Source organism: Oleiphilus sp. HI0079 (assembly GCF_001635105.1).
In genome coordinates, this window is the sequence record NZ_LWFT01000517.1 from 17,397 (window position 1) to 36,180 (window position 18,784).

The following is an 18,784-nucleotide window of genomic DNA, read 5'->3' on the forward strand; positions in this document are numbered from 1 at the left end:
TGATGTTCGAGATTGTAGAGAATGTTTCACAAAACGCGGTCATAAAAGTAGTAGGCATTGGTGGTGGTGGCGGTAATGCTGTGCGTCATATGCTTACCGGTGATGTTGAGGGAGTCGAGTTTCTGTGTGCAAATACAGATGCGCAGGCACTAAAAGATCTGGACGCTAAACAAATCATTCAGCTGGGCAGCACGATTACTAAAGGCTTGGGTGCGGGTGCAAACCCAGAAGTCGGCAAGCAAGCTGCGCTTGAAGACCGAGATCGAATTGCGGAATCTTTAAAAGGCGCAGACATGGTCTTCATCACGGCTGGTATGGGCGGTGGTACCGGAACTGGTGGCGCACCTATCGTAGCAGAAGTTGCTCGCGATATGGGTATCCTTACGGTTGCCGTTGTTACCAAACCGTTTCCGTTTGAAGGCGGTAAGCGCATGAAGCTGGCGGAGTCAGGACTTGCAGAGTTGGCAGAGCACGTCGATTCGTTGATTACTATTCCAAATGAAAAACTTCTGGCAGTACTCGGTAAAAATACAAGCCTACTTGATGCGTTTGGCGCAGCGAATGATGTGCTTCAAGGCGCAGTTCAGGGTATCGCAGATCTGATTATCCGTCCGGGTATGATTAACGTGGATTTTGCTGACGTTAAGACGGTAATGTCTGAAATGGGAATGGCCATGATGGGTACGGGTTCAGCCACCGGTGAAAACCGTGCACGCGAAGCAGCTGAAGCAGCAATTCGCAGTCCATTGCTTGAAGATATCAACCTGCAAGGCGCGCGCGGCATCCTAGTGAACATTACGGCGGGCATTGATTTGAATCTCGGTGAATTCTCCGAAGTGGGTAGTATTGTCGAAGAGTTTGCCTCAGATTCAGCAACGGTTGTTGTGGGAACGGTAATAGACCCAGAGATGACAGACGAGCTGAAAGTGACTGTCGTCGCGACCGGACTATCGAGCGCAATGGATAAGCCTGTCAAGGTTGTCGATAACACGCCAAAAGCAGTAGATGGGAAGACGGACTATAATAAGTTAGATAGACCAGCGATTAGTCGCCGAAGAGCTGTTGCAGCCGACTCGCAGGGCAGCGCTGCAGTGCGCCAGGACGTTGAACCAACGCCAAGTGTTGATTACTTGGATATTCCAGCTTTTCTTCGCAGACAAGCTGACTGAGTATCGTAAAGGTTTATGACTGCTTAGTGACAGGTTAGACAATCTGCTTGGGAAACTAGGTACCATCTGTTAGTATGCGCCTGTTTTTTGGCCAGTGGCCAATTATCAGTACATACAATTGGCGAAGTATACTTATGATTAGACAACGCACATTAAAGAACACGATACGCGCAACAGGCGTTGGCTTACACTCGGGGAAAAAGGTTTATTTGACCCTAAAACCCGCACCGATTGATTCTGGAATTGTGTTTATCAGAACCGATCTTGAGCCAAATGTTGAAATCGCAGCTCGTGCAGAAAATGTTGGTGAAACAATGCTGTCGACCACGCTTGTTAAAAATGGCGTTAAGGTGGCAACCGTTGAGCATTTGTTGTCTGCAATGGCAGGTCTCGGTATCGATAATTGTCGTATCGAACTGAGCTCTGAAGAAGTACCAATAATGGATGGCAGTGCCGGACCGTTCGTGTTCCTGATTCAATCCGCCGGAATTCAGGAACAAGATGCTGCGAAGAAATTTATTCGTATCACGCGAGAAGTCACTGTTGAAGAGGATGGGAAGACCGCTACTTTTGTGCCATTTAATGGCTTTAAGGTTGGCTTCTCGATCGACTTTGATCACCCAGTTTTCAAGAACCGTAATCAAGACGCGTGTATAGATTTTTCGAGCACCTCCTTTGTGAAGGAAGTAAGTCGAGCAAGAACCTTTGGTTTTATGCGAGACATAGAAAGATTACGTGCAATGAATCTTGCCTTAGGTGGCAGCGTTGATAATGCGATTGTTGTTGATGAGTACAAGGTGCTTAACGAGGACGGTTTGCGTTATGATGATGAGTTCGTCAAGCACAAAATACTCGACGCAATCGGCGATCTATATCTGCTCGGCAACTCACTCGTTGGTGAGTTTAAAGGCTTTAAATCCGGTCACGATCTGAATAACAAGCTTTTACGCAAGTTGATCAAAGAAACCGATGCTTGGGAAGTTCAAACCTACGAAGATGCAAGCACTGCCCCTATCTCCTATATGAAACCGGTACTTGCAGCGTAACTTTGTTCTCATCGGAGCGGCGACCCAGTCGCTCCAATACTCCTTCCAGTCGCTCGTCGATCGTTTGATTCCCAGCCGCTCTCTTTTTTGTAACTTTGCCTGTCTTTGTGGCTGGCTTCGGAACTGAGTTGGGCCTGATTTGGACTTTGATCGCAGCTACCTGTGATTGCCCGATTCGCATTTGAAGTGCTTTTAAAATCCGGTCTTCTTCAAACCGAAAGCGCGTTGCCAGCGCTGCTGAGGCGCAATGCAACGTCAACAAGCCTTGCTGCAAACCTGCAACGATGAATTGCCCTTTAAGTTGATCGGGTAGGCATTCTTCAAAACGGGTATGGATCGATTCTCTGGAAGCTGCGCCGGAGAAAAGTGTCCTTAGCGCACCAGAACGTCTAATTGTTTGCTCGTGACTAAGTATGTCGCTAAGTCTTTTTGTGCGGGGTTGACGGGGCATGCGAAATCGGTTTTCTCAAATTAGGTTAAATCTTTTGTAAGCGTTATACTTACTAGCTATGAAATTATCAATCGTAGTCAAAGCATGAACATTATTCTCGTTGGCAAACACCACGGACAGTCTCGCAGCATTAAGCTGGGTTCGCACGCTATTTCTATTCTACTTTTCGTGTTGCTCGTTTTTGTTCTGGCGCTCGTTGCTCTTGGCGCTTATGCCGCAAAAGAGTTTTATAAAACGGATCCAAATGCTTTGGTCGATCGAGTCGTGATTGAGGCGTGGGATTCCTCGCTCAATGACCAAAAACATGAATTGCGAGAATTGCAGCGTGACAGCAAGCAGACTCTGGATGCTCTCACTCTGAAGATGGGAGATATGCAGGCGCGTATATATCGGCTCGACGCCTTAGGCCAGCGCCTTACCGAAGTCGCGAAACTGAAAAATGGCGAATTTGACTTTCAATCTCAGCCATCTGTTGGTGGACCCATAGAAGAAACTGAAAGTGCGTCTTTTACTCTGCAAGGTTTTGAGAATGAGCTTAAAAATCTAGCTCAAACGATTGCCGACAGAGAGCAGCAGCTTGGCATTATGGAGCAGTTGTTTGATCAGGAGAAAATCGCCAATGATGCTTTTATCGCTGGCCGCCCGATAAAATGGGGATGGATGTCCTCTCCCTACGGCTACCGCAGCGACCCTTTTACTGGGAAGCGAGCATGGCATGCAGGGGTTGATTTTGCCGGCAAAGATGGGAGTGACATCATTTCGGTTGCTGCAGGGGTTGTTACTTGGTCCGGCGCGCGCTATGGCTATGGCAACCTTGTCGAGGTTAATCATGGTGATGGGTATACGACTCGATACGCGCACTGCAAAGAACTTCTGGTTAAGGTCGGTGATATCGTTGAGAAAGGTGAAGTTCTTGCAAGAATGGGAAGTACAGGTCGTTCTACCGGGCCGCACGTGCATTATGAAGTGCTCAAAAATGGCAAAACAGAAAACCCTAAGAAGTTTATTTATCGTGCGAGTCGCGGATAGCACTCGCTTTCCCCTCCTCTTTTCTTAATTTTTCATGACGAGCTTGGCATGCCTGTCCCGGAGGCTTTGCCTGCACACTTTTATCACTTAGAATGTCCAATTCGGTAAATGAGAAGTCTGCCGTCTTGAGTTTCCAACTTTAGACCTCACTAATAATATCTCATCCATAAAAACGAATTAATAACACAGTAGATCTTTATGTTTTCATCCGCACTAACGAAGCTTTTCGGAAGCAAGAATAAGCGAGAGCTTAAACGCATGGGCAAGGTTGTTGCTCTTATTAATGCTCAAGAAGAGGCGCTTGCAGCATTAGACGATGAGGCGCTAAAAGCGAAAACCGCAGAATTCAAAGACCGCTTACAGAAAGGTGAGAGCCTAGATCAACTGTTACCTGATGCTTTTGCTGTCGCGCGTGAAGCGGGAAAACGCGTCATGTCTATGCGCCATTTTGACACGCAGTTGATCGGTGGTATGGCTCTGCACAATGGCAAAATTGCCGAGATGAGAACGGGCGAAGGTAAAACGTTGGTAGCGACGTTGCCTGTTTACCTCAATGCCTTAAGCGGTGAGGGCGTGCATGTTGTAACCGTCAATGATTATCTCGCTAAGCGAGACTCTAAATGGATGGAGCCACTTTATAATTTCTTGGGCCTGAGTGTGGGTGTTGTCCATTCAGGTCAGGAGCCAGCGGAAAAGAAGGCGGCTTATCAATGTGATATCACCTATGGTACGAATAACGAATTTGGTTTTGATTATCTGCGTGACAACATGGCTTTCAGCTCTGATCTGAAGTCTCAGCGGGCGTTGAACTTCGCTATCGTGGACGAAGTTGACTCTATTTTGATCGATGAGGCGCGAACGCCGTTGGTCATCTCCGGACCGACCCAAGACAGCTCCAAATTATATAAAGCGCTTCGCGCAATTGTTCCTTTGTTGACACAGGCAGAAGTGAGTGAAGACGGAAAGCCCGTCGATGACGGTCATTTTATACTGGACGAGAAAGCGAAATCTGCTGAGGTGACAGAGTCAGGATTGAGTTACCTCGAGCAAGTATTTATTGATCAAGGTTTGCTAGAAGAGGGCGACAGCCTTTACGCGCCTTCCAATTTGATTCTACTTCACCACACTGCGTCTGCGTTGCGTGCGCAACACCTGTATCACAAAGATGTAGATTACATCATTCAGGATAAACAGGTTGTTATCATAGATGAGCACACGGGTCGAACGATGGCGGGTCGTCGCTGGGGCGAGGGTTTGCATCAGGCAATTGAGGCGAAAGAAGGGTTAGCTATCCAGGCTGAGAGTCAGACTCTTGCATCAACTACGTTCCAGAATTTCTTCCGCCTTTACCAAAAGCTGGCTGGTATGACCGGAACGGCGGATACCGAAGCCTATGAGTTTAATCAAATCTACGGTCTGGATGTTGTCGTTATTCCAACCAACAAGCCAGTTGCGCGTATTGATCATAATGACCTTGTTTATCTTACTCAGGAAGAAAAATTTCAAGCGATCATCGATGAGGTAAAAGAGGTCGTTGCAGCGAAACGCCCAGTCCTTGTTGGTACCGCAAGTATCGAGTCCTCTGAATATCTGTCTGCACTCCTCAAGAAAGCAGGTATTAAGCATAGCGTTCTAAATGCTAAGCAGCATGCGCAGGAAGCTCAAATCATTGCTCAGGCAGGTATGCCTGGCACAGTCACTATTGCGACGAACATGGCGGGGCGTGGAACAGATATCGTGCTTGGCGGTAATTGGGAGGCGGAAGTCAAGGCGCTGAAAGATCCAAACGAAGCAAAAGTAGCGGAGATCAAAATCGCATGGCAAGAGCGTAACCAAGCGGTTAAAGAGGCTGGAGGTCTTCATATCCTTGGTACGGAACGCCACGAATCTCGTCGAATAGATAACCAGTTGCGAGGGCGGTCTGGTCGACAAGGCGACCCGGGTAGTACGCGGTTCTTCTTGTCACTCGAAGACAGCCTAATGCGTTTATTTGCCTCTGACCGGGTACGAAACATCATGCAAGCGCTTGGAATGGATAAAGGTGAAGCCATTGAGCACAAGATGGTGAGTAACGCGATAGAGAAGGCACAGCGAAAGGTCGAGGGGCGTAACTTTGATATCCGAAAGGCCTTGCTTGAATACGATGATGTAGCAAATGACCAACGTACTGTCGTATATGAGCAACGCAATGAAATTATGGCGCGCGACGATATTAGTGACATCGTAGCGGCGGTTCGCGAAGAGATAGTAAACGAAGTCGTTAGTGATTTTATTCCTCCTCAAAGTATTGAAGACATGTGGGATATCTCTGGTCTTGAGCAGGCGTTGAAGGCCGATTTTGCGGTCGAACTCCCAATAAAAGCATGGCTTGATGCAGACGATAATCTGCACGAAGAGTCTTTGCGCGAAAAGATTCTGGCGGCTGTTGTCGCAGAGTATCAGCAGAAAGAAGACGTTGCTGGTGCACAATCAATGCGAGCGTTTGAGAAGCAAGTCTTTTTGCATATTTTGGATACTTTGTGGAAAGAGCATCTCGCATCGATGGATCACCTGAGACAAGGTATCCATTTACGAAGTTATGCACAGAAAAATCCAAAGCAAGAATACAAGCGCGAAGCCTTTGAAATGTTTCAGGACATGTTAGGTAAACTCAAGCATGAGGTTGTTAAGGTAACGAGCCACGTCCGCATCCAGTCGCAAGAAGAAGCTGAAGAGATTGAGCGTCAGCGTCGCGAGGAACTTGCTCGCCAGTTAGGTGCGGCTCAAGCGCAGCACGACGAAGCCAACTCAAGCACCGACGATGCCCCATCCGAGAGTGCCGAAGCGAAGTCGGAGCCGATGACGCGTGATGGTCGTAAAGTCGGGCGAAACGAACCTTGCCCTTGTGGTTCCGGCAAGAAATATAAGCAATGTCACGGGCGTGTTACGGCTTAGGCTGAACGTATTAGATCGGAGAGTTAGACATGGCGGTTGGTGCGGATTTCTTTCCCGATATGCCTGAAGTAAAGGGTGTTCGTATTGGTGTTGTTGAAGCAGGGGTCCGATACGCAAACCGTAAAGACCTAGTTTTATTCTCAATTGACGCCGGAGCTAGGCTGTCAGGAGTGTATACCCGAAATGCGTTTTGTGCTGCTCCGGTCCACATCGCCAAAGAGCATATGCAGGCGATCCAGCAATCCGAGTCGCAAGCCCCGTTTTACTTGTTAATTAATACCGGCAATGCAAATGCGGGCACAGGGCAGCAGGGGTTCGATGATGCGTATGACTGCTGTGCCGCTGTTGCTGATCAATTTGGTGTGTCCTCTGAGCGAGTTTTACCATTTTCAACAGGCGTTATTGGTGAACCTCTGGCCAGTGAACGAATATGTGCGGCGATACCAGAGCTAAAAGCTTCATTATCCGCGTCGAGATGGGCGGAGTCTGCAAGCGGTATAATGACGACGGACACTCGTCCAAAAGGCGCATCGGTTGAAGTCCAATACGCAGGCCAAAAGATCACGATCAATGGTATCAGTAAGGGTGCGGGCATGATCAAGCCGAATATGGCTACCATGCTGTGCTTTGTTGCGACAGATGCAAATATTCCTCAGAAATTACTAAATAAACTATCTCAAGAACTTGCTGATCAGTCTTTTAACCGAATTACGGTTGATGGAGACACATCTACCAATGATGCTTGCATGTTGATTGCGACAGGGCAGGCGCAGCGAGCGGAAATTTCAGAGACCGATACCGATTTCGCCGGGTTCAAGGCTGCACTAAAACAGGTATATCAATCACTTGCACATGCCATTGTGCGTGACGGTGAGGGAGCAACCAAGTTTGTCACGATACAGGTTGATCAGGCCGCCAGCCAGAAAGAGGCGCTAGATTTAGCCTATACGATAGCCCATTCGCCTTTGGTGAAAACTGCGTTGTTTGCTTCTGATCCAAATTGGGGGCGAATATTGGCTGCATTGGGTCGCGCTCCAATCGAACATCTTGAATTGGATGCTGTACGAATTTTTCTAAACGATGTCCTTTTGGTTGCAAAGGGTGGGCGGGCCAGCACTTACACCGAAGAGGCGGGTCAGGAGGTGGTCAATCAGGAAGACATTTTGATTCGGTTTGAGCTCGCCCGAGGCTCTGTTTCAGAGACCGTTTGGACGACCGATTTGTCTCACGACTATGTCACTATAAACGCTGACTACCGATCCTAAGTATGTCTTTGCAGAAACGCGTCCACGTTGTCGTTGCTGTTATTCGAAAAGATAGTGCTGGATCAACACAAGTTTTGATTACAAAACGTGCTCGTGATGTGCATCAAGGCGGTTTATGGGAGTTTCCCGGAGGCAAGGTCGAAGCCGGCGAGACAGTGCAACAAGCTTTAAAGCGCGAACTCGAAGAAGAGCTCGGTATTGTCGTCACGCCCGAAGCGCTTGAGCCTCTAATTGAGATTCGGCATGACTATTCAGATAAGCATGTTTTGCTCGATGTCTGGTTTGTTGATCGCTATGAAGGCGAGCCCTACGGCCGGGAAGGTCAGCCTCTGCGGTGGGTGTCTCCCGATCTGCTGCATACCTTTGAGTTTCCTGCTGCAAACATTCCAATTATTCGAGCGGTAAACTTACCCAGAAAATACCTCATTACCCCAGAGCTTGGATCGTATGAGGCCTTTGTTTCGTATATCAGAAATGCAATGGCTTTTGGTTTCTCGCTTGTTCAGGTTCGACAGCCTCAGCTTGATGATGCCACTTATCTCGAGTGGGCCCACAAACTGCTTGAAGAGTTTCACAATGGTCGGCAATGCCAGTTAATCTGGAATCGTGATTTATCCGTTTTGAAAAATTTGCCAGAAGATTGTGCGTGGCATCTTAGTACTCGCTCGCTAAACATGTTGGCTGCTGATCCAGTCGCTGTTCTTCCAAATCTCATTGGTGCTTCGTGCCATAATGCAGAGGAGCTTGCGATGGCCGAGTCATTAGGGATGCACTACGCATTGCTGTCCCCGGTTCAAATGACGGCCTCGCACCCTGAGCAGAGCGGTATTGGTTTTGAGGCATTCCAGAAAATGGTCGCGCGCTGTGGTATGCCGGTTTACGCGCTTGGCGGTCTAGATCAGGCCGATATGAGTGCGGCTGTGAATAGCGGAGCGCAAGGTATTGCTGCTATTCGTGCCTGGCAAAAGATGATCTCTTCTTTAGAGGACAAGTTGAATGACTAGTAAGCTTACCCATGTAAACGCCTCAGGGAATGCGCATATGGTTGACGTCTCTGATAAAGCCGTGACTGGGCGTGTTGCAATTGCTGAGGGCTTCGTTCAAATGGAGGCAAGTACACTTGACCTCATTATGAGCGATCAAATCCAAAAGGGCGATGTGCTTGCCGTATGTCGTGTCGCAGGCATTATGGCGGCAAAGAAGTGTTCGGAACTTATTCCATTGTGTCACGGTCTTAACCTTAGTTCGGTCACTATTGATTTTGAACCTGAAAAGAAAGGCGACAAAGGCATCTTACGAATTGTTTCACGCTGTAAGCTGGATGCCCAAACTGGCGTTGAAATGGAGGCGTTAACCGCCGTCAGTGTTGCCGGTCTAACGGTTTACGATATGTGTAAAGCGGTTGACAAGGCGATGGTGCTTGATGGTGTGCGGCTGCTCGAGAAGCATGGTGGAAAAAGCGGAAGTTATTATGCCCCTCAAATTGGCAGTGCTAACGAGCCAACAGCTTAAAAGATTAAAGAAGACTTTGCGCGTTGTTGATGCAACTTCGCTCGATTCGTTTGGATAACAGAAGCTCCTATGGCCGACATGATTAGTAGGCAACAAACCAGACTCGTGGATCGCTTTGGGCGGAGCGTGAGCTACGTTCGTATGTCCGTGACAGATCGTTGTGATTTTCGTTGTGTCTATTGCATGGATGAAGAAATGACGTTTGTACCGCGCAGCGAAGTGCTTACTCTGGAAGAGATGGAGCTAGTCGCGCGGGCTTTTGTTGAGCTTGGAGTTCAGAAGATCCGTCTTACTGGTGGAGAGCCTCTAGTACGCAGCGGAATAACAAGGCTATGTGCAGACATTGCCGCGATACCTGGTCTTGATGAGCTTGTCATGACCACGAATGGGTCTCAGCTTTCAACGCTCGCACAAGAGCTGAAGTCTGCCGGAGTACGGCGTTTGAATGTCAGTCTCGATAGCTTAGATGAAGATAAGTTTCGAGAATTGACGCGCACAGGTGATCTTCAAAAAGTTCTTACGGGTATTGATGCTGCAATTGATGCAGGTTTTGAGCGAATCAAACTTAATGCGGTGGTACTCAATGGGCGTAATGAGAGCGAAGTTTTATCGCTTGTTGATTATGCCTTACGTAAGGGCATAGACCTTAGTTTCATTGAGGAAATGCCATTAGGTGTAATCTCGGAGCACTCGCGAAAGGAGACTTTTTTGAGTAGTGCAGGGCTTCGTGCACTGATCGGTGAGCGATATGCTTTGTTGCCATTGAATGGTGGGGTGCAGACGGATGGCCCATCGCGCTATTTCGCTATTTCGGATAAAGGGGGGGGCAGGCCTTATGAAAGTCGAATTGGCTTTATTTCTCCTCATAGCGAGAACTTTTGCGCTGATTGTAATCGTGTCAGAGTCACCGCTGAAGGGCAGCTCCTGCTGTGTCTTGGGAATGAGCACTCCGCGGATTTAAAAAAGGTCGTTAGAGAGCATCCGGGCGACATACGTATGCTAAAAGAGGCCATTATCGCCGCGATGGATTTGAAGCCCGAAAAGCATCATTTTGATTTAGAAAGTGCCCCCCAAATTGTGCGGTTCATGAATACAACTGGCGGCTGAGTCATCGCCATTGTATTGCTGCAGGTCACGTCTAAGATTGTGATACAATGCGCAGCCTTTTTTTTTGAGGATACTTTGTGAGCGTTCGTTTTGTTGAAAGTTGCCAGCTTCCTACGCCTTTCGCGGTGTTCGATATGCATGGCTTCGAGGAAGTTGAAACCGGCCAAGAGCACGTGCTGCTTAGCTTGGGAGATGTCGGTAATGGCGAGCCTGTTCTTGCGCGCACGCATTCAGAATGTCTTACAGGGGATGGTCTTTTCAGCTTACGTTGTGATTGTGGTTTTCAATTAGAGCAGGCCTTACAAAGTATCGCGAATGAGGGGCGCGGCGTTTTGATGTATTTGCGCCAAGAAGGTCGCGGAATCGGATTGCTCAATAAAATTCGCGCCTATCATCTTCAAGACCAGGGTGCGGATACGGTAGAAGCGAATGAGAAGTTGGGATTTGCAGCGGACATGAGAGACTATTCTATCTGTGGACCAATGCTGCAGCACCTGGGTATCGATGCTCTAAGGTTGATGACCAACAATCCTCGCAAGGTGAAGGCGCTAGAGTTGGTAGGAGTCAGAATCGTAGAGCGTTTGCCTCTAGAAGTAGGGCGAAACCCACACAATGATGGCTACCTGACGACAAAGGCGAGCAAGCTAGGGCACTGGCTTAAGTCGCATCAGGATGATGATCTAGGCGTCTAGGCCCCGTTTAGTCGTTTGAAACGGCGGCTAAATAGACTGAATGACCGGTGAAATCAGCGAGCCTTTCTGAGCTGAGAGGCGAGCTTCAATGCTACTCAATATACCCTTTTCATCAAGCCCGCATTCGGCGAGTAAGACCTCAGGTCGTCCATGATCGATGAATGTATCTGGCAAGCCAAGTATCATAATATCGGGTCCAATGCCTTTCTGGTGCATAAACTCGGCAACGCCTGCACCTGCACCGCCTGCGATCGCGTTTTCTTCTAAGGTGACGATCAGATCATGACTTTCACAAGCCTGAATAATTGCTTGTGTATCCAAAGGTTTCACGAAGCGCATGTCGATCACGGTTGCATCAAATTTTTCAGCTGCGGCTTGCGCTGCAGGTAGCAGGGCACCAAACGATAAAATAGCCACTTTTGAGCCGTCACGAACAGTACGGGATTGGCCGATTTCTAGAATGTTCAGCTCCTGATCAATTTTGACGCCCGGCCCTTTACCTCGTGGATAGCGCACGGCGCTAGGACCTTTGTGTGCAAGCGCAGTGTGAAGCATCTGCCGACATTCGTTTTCGTCGGATGGCGCCATGATAAGCATATTAGGAATGCATCGCATGAACGAGAGATCAAACGCTCCCGCATGAGTTGGTCCGTCTGCACCAACTAAGCCTGCTCGGTCGATCGCGAAAGTTACATCTAGATTTTGAACAGCAACGTCATGTACCAATTGGTCGTAGCCGCGTTGAAGAAACGTAGAGTAGATTGCGACCACTGGTTTCATTCCTTCACAAGCCATGCCGGCTGCAAGGGTCACCGCGTGTTGTTCTGCTATTGCAACGTCGTAGTAGCGATCAGGAAAGCGTTGCGCAAATGCAATGAGATCTGAGCCTTCTTTCATCGCTGGTGTGATTCCGACGACTCGCTCATCTAGTTCTGCTGCATCGCAGATCCATTGACCAAAAATGTTTGAATAGCTTGGTTTGATGATCGGTGTCGGCACACTTTGGGGTGCCGGCTTTGCACTGGCCTCGATTTTATTTATTGCATGATAGCCAATGGGATCTGATTCTGCTGGAGCAAAGCCACGGCCTTTCTTGGTGACGACATGAAGAAACTGTGGTCCACTCAAGTGCTTCATGTTTTCAAGTGTTTGCAGCAGCACTGGCATGTCATGGCCATCAATTGGACCAATGTAGTTAAAACCCAGCTCTTCAAATAAGGTTCCCGGCGCCATTAAGCCCTTAACGTGCTCTTCAGTTTTGCGTGCAAACTCCATAAGGCCGGGTGTGTTGCTGAGTACACGTTTACTGCCATCGCGCACCTGATTGTAAGCTTTACTCGATAGAATTTGTGCTAAATGGTTTTTAAGACCACCAACATTGTTCGATATCGACATGTCGTTGTCGTTCAATATGACCAAAAGGTCGGGGGCGATGTCGCCGGCATGACTGAGTGCCTCAAAGGCCATTCCCGCAGTAAGTGCCCCGTCACCGATGACGGCAATAGATCGGCGCTTTTCACCTTTGTGCTTCGCGGCAAGGGCCATTCCGAGAGCTGCGCTGATGGAGGTACTGGAGTGACCAACGCCAAAGGTGTCGTATTCGCTCTCGCTGCGAGTTGGAAACGCTGCTGGACCATTTTGCTGGCGAATGCGCGTCATGTCATCGCGACGCCCAGTGAGTATTTTATGGGGATAAGCCTGATGGCCGACATCCCAAACGATTCTGTCATCCGGGGTATTAAAAACATAATGCAGTGCGGCTGTGAGCTCCACAACGCCTAACCCTGCACCAAAGTGGCCGCCAGATTGGCCGACGCTAAAAAGTAAGAAGTGTCGAAGCTCAAAGCACAGTCGAAACAATTGTTCTTGAGATAACAGGCGCAGCTGATGTGGCGAATCGATCTTATCGAGCAGCGGAGTGAAGGGGCGCTCAGTTGGAATTTCGTTAAAAGTATGAAGATCGTACATCGGTGTCGCTATCAGGTTTAATCAGTGGCGCAGTATACCAGAAAGTATAATGTCTTCAGTGCTAATTATACTTGCTTTGTCTGGAAGTAGATTCAGTGTTCGCGCTCTATTACATACTGGGCTATGGCTTTAAGTTCTGAGGTATCGCTGTCAGTGAGATCTTCTAGGCAAGAGAGGCATGTTGCGTATAGGCTCGCTAACTTATCTTGGGCGCCGCCAAGCCCAAGCAGTGAAACGTAGGTGGGCTTGTTTAGTGCTTCGTCCGCCCCAGCGGACTTGCCGATGGTTTGGGTATCACCGGTAACATCGAGAATGTCGTCCTGAACTTGAAATGCGAGGCCTAGCGCTTTCGCGTACTTTTTCAGTGCGTCGACAGAGGTCGTATTTGCAGATCCGCAAAGAGCACCCATCACCACAGCTGATTCAATCAGTTTTCCTGTTTTATGTTGATGCATGTGCTCCAAGTCTTCCAAACTGAGCGCGTTGCCTACGGCAGAGAGATCAATGGCTTGCCCCAAAACCATTCCGCGCCCGCCACTTGCTTGAGCGAGTTCGGCTACTAGGGCTAACTTGACCGAGTCTGATTGTTGAAAGTCATCCAGTGTGAGCAAATGAAAGGCCGAGGTTTGAAGTGCATCACCGGTTAATATCGCTGTTGCTTCATCAAAAGCGATATGGCACGTTGCCTGTCCTCTGCGAAGTGCGTCATCGTCCATGGCTGGTAGATCGTCATGAACCAACGAGTAAGCATGGATGAACTCCAATGAGCAGGCTGCATGCAGTGCTTTGTTAGAATCTGTGCCTAACGCTTTTGCGGTGGCTAGACAAAGTATTGGTCGAATGCGTTTGCCGCCTAGCAGCAAACTGTAGCGCATAGCATTGGTGAGCCTTGCATCGCTTGTGCTCGTTTGATCAAGAAAGCGAGACAGAGCTGTATCGATTTCAGCCCGATATACGTCGAAAAACGCGGGTTTGTTCATTTTTATCGTCTTATACTGCCTGGCTCTGGTCGTCCTCAGAGTTGAAGGGTACTTTCTTTAATTCGCCGTTCTCTTCCAAAAGTTCATTCACGCGTTGTTCTGCTTTGCGTAGAGTTTGTTGGCAGTTACGTGTTAATTTAACGCCCTGTTCGAACGCCTCCAGCGATTGTTCTAGAGAAAGCTCGCCTTTCTCCATTCTTTCAACAATGGCCTCAAGTTGCTCAAGAGACTCTTCGAAGTCATTCAGTGCTGAGTCGTTCTGGTTCGGCATAGTGATCTTTTTATCCGGTTTATTGCATTTTTGATGCGGCTGATTAAAAACATCTCGTGAAAATGTGCCATTTAGGTCTACACTTTTGGATGCTGAGGGCTCGCTTTGAAAACTCATGGCTTGCGTAAAGTTTGCGCTCGACAAGTCAAAAAACTTGGCGCTAAGTATAACCACTGTTTCCATTTCGTTGAACCTGCTTTTTTCTTGCGGTTTGCCGAATAATTAAAGATAACTTCGATTTTTTAGAGGGACTGAAAGTTTGGATCTCGCTACCCTAGTAGGACTTTTAGGCGGCTTTGCCATTGTTGTTTTTGCAATGGTGCTTGGTGGCTCGTTAGGCATGTTCGTCGATGTGCCCTCTATTCTCATCGTGATTGTTGGTTCCTTGCTTGTTTGCATGATGAAATTCTCTCTCGGGCAGTTTCTCGGAGCAACGAAAACGGTTGCTAAAGCATTTATGTTCAAGCTGGACTCGCCTGAGGAGCTGATTGCGAATGTAAAAGAACTCGCGGATGAGGCTCGAAAAGGTGGGTTGTTGGCACTTGAGGGTAAGGAGATTTCCAATGATTTCCTGAAGCGGGGAATTGGTTTGCTCATCGACGGTCATGAGGCGGACGTCGTTCGCAATCTATTGGTAAAAGACAAGAATCAAGCAGTAGATCGCCACAAGGTTGGATCTAGGGTCTGGGAGGCGCTAGGTGATGTCGCGCCCGCAATGGGTATGATTGGGACTTTGATTGGTTTGGTCGCTATGTTATCGAATATGGATGACCCGAAATCGATTGGACCCGCAATGGCTGTTGCATTGCTGACTACTTTATATGGAGCAATGCTTGCCAATATGGTAGCGATTCCTTTCGCTGACAAGCTGAAGCTGCGCATGGCGGAGGAGAGCTTGATAAAGAGTATGTCGATTGATGCGATAATGGCCATTCAGGCGGGGCAGAATCCTCGTGTTATTGAGATGATGTTACGCAACTACCTTTCTGAGGGTAGCCGTGAAACCCAAGAAGAATAAGTTGGCGGCAAGCTCTGATGTCTGAAGAAGAAAAAGAATGCGAAGAGTGTAAACCGGGGTTGCCAGCATGGATGGGAACCTTTGCTGACTTAATGTCGCTATTGATGTGCTTTTTTGTCTTGCTACTTTCTTTTGCTGAAATGGATGTTTTAAAGTTTAAGCGTCTTGCTGGTTCGATGCGCGAAGCGTTTGGCGTGCAAAAGCAGGTTGAGCTGAATCAGGTTCCAACCGGAACCAGCGTCGTTGCTCTGGAGTTTTCGCCGGGCAAGCCGGAGCCGACTCCAATCAAAACGGTGATGCAGCAGACCACAGATCCGAATCAGACCTCTCTTGAGTTAATGTGTGATCAGCCAGTTGAGAAGGCAGCGGGAGATCAATGTGCCGAGGAGCTGAACGAGAGCGAGAAGAGTATGCTGGAGCTTCAGGAATTATTAGTCTCAACGGTCACTGAGGCGAATGAGGAAGCTGAGGATAAGGCCCTGGAGATTGCTGCGCGATTAGAGGATGAGATCTCGGATGAAATAATCGAGATCGAAACGCAGGGGCGTAAAATCGTTATTCGAGTTGAGGAGAAAGGGTCATTTGCTTCTGGCTCTGCAAGACTAGAAGATGATTTTTTGCCGGTGCTTGATAAACTCATCGACGTCCTCGCTTCTGTGTCTGGACGCATTTCTATTGAAGGACACACTGATGATGTGCCGATAAACACGCAGGAGTTTCCTTCAAATTGGGATCTATCTGCCAAGAGAGCGTTGGTTGTCGCGCACGGATTGATGGACTCTGGCGTGCTTGATTCAAAGCGTATCTCTGTTTCAGGGTTTGCCGACAGTAAGCCGCTTGCGCCGAATGATACGGCGTTAAATCGTGCTAGGAACCGTCGGGTTGAATTGGTGCTTGAAGAAAAGTCCGCCGATTCAATGCGTAAGGAAATTCAAGAAAGTGAAGACGCGATTGATGCCTCGGATACGGGTGTGCTACGTGAAATTCTCGAACTAGCACCAGAAGAAATTTTTTAGTTTAGGTTTGTTGGAGTAAGCATGTCAGAGAATCCGGAACACCTTCGTCGATACTTCAGAGTCATGGATCGCGTTGGTTTGCGCGTGCATCTCGTGACAGATGAAGTCTCAGCGGATAGTGGTAGTGGTGCAAAGCCTCTTCTAAGTCCGGAACAACGGCTCGTTAAGGTCAATGGTGCGATTAATAAACACCTTTCTGCGCTGAAGAAAAAGGATGAATCTCTGGCAACGCTGCTTGGCCTTCTCAATCACAAGATGGATTTGTTGGTCAGTGGTTTTGAAAAGAATGTTTCAGACGATGGCCAGGAAGAGTCTCACGCGTTTCACGTTTGTGAGGTGAATTTGAGTGCCTGTGGTATTGCGTTTCCATCCACAAAAGAGCTGCAGAAAGCTCAAACACTTAGCTTGCACTTGAAGCTTTTTCCATCCCAAGAGGTTGTTAATCCTGTTGCAATGGTTGTGGGTTGTGAGCGTCGTGACGCATTCTTCGCAGATCTTTCTGAGGATGAAAAAGCGGAGCTTAAAGAGAGGCCATATTGGGTGCGAGCCAACTTTGAGGATATTTCGGCGGTTGAGCAGGAGTTGTTAGCTCAGCATGTCATTCAGAAGCAGGCCAATGAGTTGGCTGGTCGGCGTAAGGTCAATTCCGCTAATTTTTCCAAGTAATAGCCAATGCTTGATCTAGGAAGCTTGGCTGTCCAATCTGTTTTGAAACTTCATAATTTCTCTCGATCAGCGAGGCGTTTCCCCTCTGAATACTTACTAGGGATGTGGTTCTGGTTCCGTAGTGCTCACTTTGAATGAAAATGCTTGAAAGCAGGCGCTCGCCGCTAATACCGATGCCGGTTTTCGGTAGCTCTTCATCTTTTGGCTTAGATTGATCCATCATTGCCGTTAGAAGCGAAGCGTTTCTAGCTTCGCTAGGAAGATTGTTCGCGTTAAGTATATTGCTAACAAGGTGCTTTGCTCGCACGAGTTTTGGCCATGCGCTATCCAGTAGGTGATTGCTCAGTCCATAAAGGCCCGGTTCCAAGATGCGCCACGAAAGCTGGCTGCGGTTACTGGTGTAGACAAGCTGCTCTCCATCATAGAGAAGGGCATTAAAACCTGAGTAAAGGCCGTCCTGTTTGGCCAGTTGCTCTGCGAAGTCGGACGCCGGCATGTCTGAGTTTAGAAAGTCGGTTGGTATTTCTCCGCGGCTGCGTTCGCCTAGCTGCGCGGGGACTTCTCGAAAATTAGTGACCGTACACATGCGTTTGTTTTCACCAAGGCCAAGCCAGGTACCTCCTGCTTGCAAATCTTTGCCTGCTAGTATGTGAGGCTGGTCATCCCAGCGATGCGCCTGCTTACTGGGGCGATCATAAAACTCGTCGCGGTTACCCAGTAACACGAGAGGCTCATTGCTGGATGGCTGCCACTTAAAAATTATTAGGCACATACGTATTTTCACTTTCCAAACTTGTTATGATAATCAATTGGACTCTTCACCCTTCCCGATCAGACCGAGCTAGATTATGATTATTCTAACGTATTTGCTAGCGGGCGCTTTTGCGGGCTTCATAGCGGGTTTGTTCGGCGTAGGGGGAGGCATCATTATGGTGCCGATATTCGTTTTTTGTTTTGAAGCACAAGGCTTTGATTCATCCGTCCTCACGCACATGGCGATTGCTTCCTCCCTTGCCTGTATTGTCTTTACCTCGCTAAGTTCTGCGCGAAAGCATCATCTGCTCGGTGCGGTTGATTGGCGGGTTTTGCTTAGGGTCGCACCAGGTATTACCATAGGCTCGGTTGTTGGTGTTTTTCTTGCCTTGCAGCTAGAGGGGGGGGCGCTTAGGATTCTGCTTGGGCTATTTGTTATATTCGTTGCACTGAAGATGGCCCTTGATAGATCAAAAGAATATGCGCCTCAGGAATCTCTGTCCAGGCGCCTGATGTTCCCTGCAGGCTTTGTGATCGGTAGCGTCTCTTCGTTATTTGGTATTGGCGGAGGCACGTTAAGTGTGCCTTTTTTTTATCGTTTAGGCTTGTCTATGGGACGAGTAGTAGGGACGGCGGCGGCATGTGGATTTCCTATTGCTTTGCTGGGGGCTACCGCAAACATCGCTTTTAATCTAGACTCCCCGCTCACTCCGAAATACAGCTTGGGTTATATATATTTACCAGCGGTTGCGGTCGTGTCTGTTTGCTCTGTTGTATTTGCGAGATTGGGTGCGCAATGCGCTCAAACGATCAACTCAGAATTATTAAAAAAGCTGTTTTCGATCTGCCTACTTATTGTTGGTATCAAATTTGTATTTTTTTAGCACGAGGACGTATTTGTGGCGAT

At 48.3% G+C, this 18,784-nt stretch carries 18 protein-coding genes; 13 read left to right on the forward strand and 5 right to left on the reverse strand.

Annotated elements, in window-relative coordinates:
• Positions 1–2: 2 nt before the first annotated feature.
• A complete protein-coding gene (gene ftsZ, locus A3750_RS07090) occupies positions 3–1,169 on the forward strand; it encodes a cell division protein FtsZ (protein ID WP_068458699.1) in 1,167 nt (388 codons plus the stop codon).
• Positions 1,170–1,303: 134 nt separating this feature from the next.
• Positions 1,304–2,215, forward strand: coding sequence for a UDP-3-O-acyl-N-acetylglucosamine deacetylase (gene lpxC, locus A3750_RS07095; protein ID WP_068458700.1), 912 nt, complete (start codon positions 1,304–1,306; stop codon positions 2,213–2,215).
• Here lpxC and A3750_RS07100 read toward each other — a convergent pair.
• Positions 2,181–2,666 (reverse strand): DUF721 domain-containing protein, encoded by a 486-nt coding sequence (locus A3750_RS07100; RefSeq protein WP_068548126.1) that lies wholly within the window; start codon positions 2,664–2,666, stop codon positions 2,181–2,183. The two genes, lpxC and A3750_RS07100, sit on opposite strands and share 35 nt — an antisense overlap.
• An 84-nt stretch (positions 2,667–2,750) precedes the next feature.
• On the opposite strand from A3750_RS07100, the gene A3750_RS07105 reads away from it, so the two are divergent.
• From A3750_RS07105 to ribA, 7 genes are all read left to right on the forward strand, one after another.
• Positions 2,751–3,695 (forward strand): M23 family metallopeptidase, encoded by a 945-nt coding sequence (locus A3750_RS07105; RefSeq protein WP_068548127.1) that lies wholly within the window; start codon positions 2,751–2,753, stop codon positions 3,693–3,695.
• A 198-nt stretch (positions 3,696–3,893) separates the two neighbouring features.
• Positions 3,894–6,629 (forward strand): preprotein translocase subunit SecA, encoded by a 2,736-nt coding sequence (secA, locus tag A3750_RS07110; RefSeq protein ID WP_068548128.1) that lies wholly within the window; start codon positions 3,894–3,896, stop codon positions 6,627–6,629.
• A gap of 29 nt (positions 6,630–6,658) precedes the next feature.
• Positions 6,659–7,894, forward strand: a complete 1,236-nt coding sequence (gene argJ, locus A3750_RS07115) for a bifunctional glutamate N-acetyltransferase/amino-acid acetyltransferase ArgJ (RefSeq protein WP_068451405.1) — start codon at positions 6,659–6,661, stop codon at positions 7,892–7,894.
• Between the two features lie 2 nt (positions 7,895–7,896).
• The gene (locus A3750_RS07120) at positions 7,897–8,898 is read left to right on the forward strand and encodes a Nudix family hydrolase (protein ID WP_068451408.1); all 1,002 of its coding nucleotides are present in this window, start codon (positions 7,897–7,899) and stop codon (positions 8,896–8,898) included.
• Positions 8,891–9,406 (forward strand): cyclic pyranopterin monophosphate synthase MoaC, encoded by a 516-nt coding sequence (gene moaC / locus A3750_RS07125; protein WP_068451411.1) that lies wholly within the window; start codon positions 8,891–8,893, stop codon positions 9,404–9,406. The genes A3750_RS07120 and moaC overlap by 8 nt, the downstream gene beginning before the upstream one ends.
• A 69-nt stretch (positions 9,407–9,475) precedes the next feature.
• Complete coding sequence (gene moaA / locus A3750_RS07130; RefSeq protein ID WP_082873223.1) at positions 9,476–10,513, forward strand: GTP 3',8-cyclase MoaA; 1,038 nt, start codon at positions 9,476–9,478, stop codon at positions 10,511–10,513.
• Between the two features lie 77 nt (positions 10,514–10,590).
• Positions 10,591–11,205, forward strand: coding sequence for a GTP cyclohydrolase II (gene ribA, locus A3750_RS07135; protein WP_068451414.1), 615 nt, complete (start codon positions 10,591–10,593; stop codon positions 11,203–11,205).
• Positions 11,206–11,232: 27 nt separating this feature from the next.
• On the opposite strand, the gene dxs is transcribed toward ribA, so the two are convergent.
• The 3 genes from dxs to A3750_RS07150 form a co-directional block, all read right to left on the reverse strand.
• Positions 11,233–13,173, reverse strand: coding sequence for a 1-deoxy-D-xylulose-5-phosphate synthase (dxs, locus tag A3750_RS07140; RefSeq protein ID WP_068548129.1), 1,941 nt, complete (start codon positions 13,171–13,173; stop codon positions 11,233–11,235).
• 92 nt (positions 13,174–13,265) lie between these two features.
• A complete protein-coding gene (locus A3750_RS07145; RefSeq protein WP_068548130.1) occupies positions 13,266–14,153 on the reverse strand; it encodes a polyprenyl synthetase family protein in 888 nt (295 codons plus the stop codon).
• Positions 14,154–14,163: 10 nt separating this feature from the next.
• Entirely contained in the window at positions 14,164–14,424 is a 261-nt protein-coding gene (locus A3750_RS07150) for an exodeoxyribonuclease VII small subunit (RefSeq protein ID WP_068521545.1), read from the reverse strand.
• A 259-nt stretch (positions 14,425–14,683) separates the two neighbouring features.
• Between A3750_RS07150 and pomA the strand changes: the two genes are divergently transcribed.
• From pomA to A3750_RS07165, 3 genes are read left to right on the forward strand one after another with little or no spacing between them, the layout of a single operon-like run.
• Positions 14,684–15,442: a flagellar motor protein PomA gene (gene pomA, locus A3750_RS07155; RefSeq protein ID WP_068451424.1), complete on the forward strand. Its 759-nt coding sequence runs from the start codon at positions 14,684–14,686 to the stop codon at positions 15,440–15,442.
• Between the two features lie 17 nt (positions 15,443–15,459).
• Entirely contained in the window at positions 15,460–16,458 is a 999-nt protein-coding gene (locus tag A3750_RS07160; protein WP_068466089.1) for a flagellar motor protein MotB, read from the forward strand.
• A 21-nt stretch (positions 16,459–16,479) separates the two neighbouring features.
• Positions 16,480–17,124, forward strand: a complete 645-nt coding sequence (locus tag A3750_RS07165) for a hypothetical protein (protein WP_156498470.1) — start codon at positions 16,480–16,482, stop codon at positions 17,122–17,124.
• Here A3750_RS07165 and A3750_RS07170 read toward each other — a convergent pair.
• The gene (locus A3750_RS07170; RefSeq protein WP_068453397.1) at positions 17,108–17,896 is read right to left on the reverse strand and encodes an NRDE family protein; all 789 of its coding nucleotides are present in this window, start codon (positions 17,894–17,896) and stop codon (positions 17,108–17,110) included. The genes A3750_RS07165 and A3750_RS07170 overlap by 17 nt on opposite strands.
• A 76-nt stretch (positions 17,897–17,972) precedes the next feature.
• On the opposite strand from A3750_RS07170, the gene A3750_RS07175 reads away from it, so the two are divergent.
• Positions 17,973–18,761 carry a sulfite exporter TauE/SafE family protein gene (locus A3750_RS07175; protein ID WP_068548132.1) on the forward strand — a complete coding sequence of 263 codons (789 nt, stop codon included), beginning with the start codon at positions 17,973–17,975 and terminating at the stop codon, positions 18,759–18,761.
• Positions 18,762–18,784: the final 23 nt, after the last annotated feature.